We start from the raw sequence: 2,228 nt of genomic DNA, 5'->3' as shown, positions 1-2,228 counted from the left end.
TGCCGCCGCCGCCCCAGGGGATGTCACTGGGCGGGCTGCTCAAGGAAACCACGGCGGCGATTCTGGACCGGACCGACCCCGCCACGCTGATGGCCTATCACCCTGGCGGCGGCAGCCTGGGACAGCGGATCGCGGGCGCGGCGTGGCTCGCGCCGGTCCTGGGCGAGGTGGCGGGCGAGCGGGTGTTGGTGGCCCCCGGCGCGCAGGCGGCGCTGGCGGCGGTGCTGGCCCTGGCGCCGAAAGGCGGGGCGCTGGTCACCGAGCCGCTGGTCTATCCGGGCGTGCTGGCGATCGCGAAGCAGCTCGGCCTGCGGGTGCTCGCCTGCCCCACCGACGCCGGCGGCATCGACCCCGAGGCCCTGGCCCGCCTTTGCGCGGCCGAGAAGCCTGCGGCCGTCTACCTCACGCCCACCACCAATAACCCCACCGCGGTGACGATGGAGCTGGACCGCCGCCGCACGATCGCCGAGGTCGCCCGGACCGCGGGGATCTGGATCGTCGAGGACGACCCCTACGCGCGGCTGTTCGAGCAGCCGCTGGCGGCGTTGGCGACGCTGGCGCCCGAGCGCACCTTCCACATCGCCACCTTGTCGAAGTGCCTGTCGCCGGGGCTGCGCCTCGCCTACCTGGTCCCGCCGAAGGGGCCCATGGCGGCGCCGACCGCCGAGAGCCTGCGCGCCGTGGCCCAGATGCCGGCGCCGCTGATGACCGCCGTCGTCACCGCCTGGATTCGCGAGGGGGCGGCCGAGAAGCTGCTCGCCGCCGTGCGCAAGGAAGCCCGCGCCCGCCGCGCCCTGGCCGCCGAGGTGCTGCCGCAGGCCAGGGGCGCCGCCGAGGGCGTCCACGTCTGGCTCGACCTGCCGCCCGCCTGGGACCCCGCCCGCGTCCAGCGCCTGGCGCAGGACCAGGGGCTGGCGCTCGTCACCGCCGACGCCTTCGCGGCTGGGCCGGACTATCCCAACGGCCTGCGCATCTCGCTGGGCGGGCCGGCGAAGCACGTCGTGCTGCGGGGAGCCCTCGAAGCGGTGGCGACTCTGCTGGGCGGTGCGCCGGCGTCTCGCGTCGTCGTCTAGGCCGTCTGCACGTCACCGGGCTAAGGTCGCGCCATGGGGGAAGAGGCGAAGCGAGTCGTCGACGGGGAGCTCGGTTCCTGTGCGCGGCTCTTGTTGGGCGGCGCCTACTTCCTCCTCTTCGTGGGAACGATCGTCGCGCTGGCGTCTCTCAACCTCGGCTGGCGACCTGCCTTCATTGAACTCTGGGACGGCAGGGCGCGCCTTGTCGCCAAGCTCACTGTGGCATTGATTGCGTTTGTGAGCTTGGCGGGTGGCATCCCGCTCGGCGCCGCGCTGAGTGTCCCGCGCGCGGTCCGGCTAATGCTCGGCTGGGCTGCCGGCATGTGCGGCGCATTCCTGATGATGGGCGTGCTCGAACTGTCGCCAAGATCCACACTCTGGGAGGTGTTTTCCACGTGCTGGCGCTGGGCCGGGATCGGGGCCGCGTTGGGGCTCGGGATTGGCCTTGCGAGTCTCATCGGGAAGCCGGATGCGCAACCGCCCGTGTCCGCGCGGCGGCGTCATTTGGGATTGCTGGCGATCATGGTCATCGTGACGGGCGCCGGCGCGTTCGACCTCGGACGGCAACGCCCAAGGGACGATGGCAGGTCGACAGCTGCCTTGAGGCTGACCACAGCGAACGGCTGGGTGGAAGTGGGCTCCTACGAGGCCCCGCTGATCGGGGCAACGTCAGGATACCTGCGAGCGTCTGCCGAGGGACGCATGAACAGCGTGGCGCTTCTCTCCGACGAGTGGCCCGACCTGGTCGACCTCATACGCCAGGTTCAGCCATCGTCTTCGTCCGTGCGGCGGGTCGTCGGCAGCCTTAGTGACGAGGCGCCAGGCGATCCGACAATCTTGACCGTGAGCGATGGGCCGGACGTCAGGCTCATCCTCTCGTCGCCGAAGGGACCGACCATCACCGCGGTGCTCACACCGGCCCAGGCGATGCTCCTGCGCACGGCCATCGACACGCTGACGGACAAGCTCGGCTGAGGCTATGCCAGCCGGTACGTCGCTTCCGGCCCCGGCTCGCCGTCCGCCGCCAGCTGGCCCTTGCGCACGAGGTGGATCATCGCCGCCAGCATGGAGCGGGCCGCCGCCGGGTGCAGGCGTGAGTCGACATCGGCGTAGAGGGTGGGGACCAGGTCGCGGATCCTGGCCGGGCCAGCCTTC

3 protein-coding genes are annotated in these 2,228 nt (G+C 71.8%); 2 read left to right on the top strand and 1 reads right to left on the bottom strand.

Translation table 11 applies throughout. From position 1 onward, the window contains the following. On the top strand, nucleotides 1-1,073 hold a 1,073-nt coding region (locus VGD44_RS08485), incomplete at its 5' end, for a PLP-dependent aminotransferase family protein (protein WP_331085862.1). 33 nt (nucleotides 1,074-1,106) lie between these two features. Next, entirely contained in the window at nucleotides 1,107-2,048 is a 942-nt protein-coding gene (locus tag VGD44_RS08480; RefSeq protein ID WP_331085860.1) for a hypothetical protein, read from the top strand. A gap of 2 nt (nucleotides 2,049-2,050) precedes the next feature. On the opposite strand, the gene VGD44_RS08475 is transcribed toward VGD44_RS08480, so the two are convergent. Further along, complete coding sequence (locus tag VGD44_RS08475) at nucleotides 2,051-2,200, bottom strand: hypothetical protein (protein WP_331085864.1); 150 nt, start codon at nucleotides 2,198-2,200, stop codon at nucleotides 2,051-2,053. Nucleotides 2,201-2,228 lie beyond the last annotated feature (28 nt).

Origin of the sequence: Phenylobacterium sp. (genome assembly GCF_036402295.1) — a bacterium.
Taxonomy (GTDB): Bacteria; Pseudomonadota; Alphaproteobacteria; order Caulobacterales; family Caulobacteraceae; genus Phenylobacterium.
This window is presented reverse-complemented; position numbering and strand designations above follow the sequence as displayed.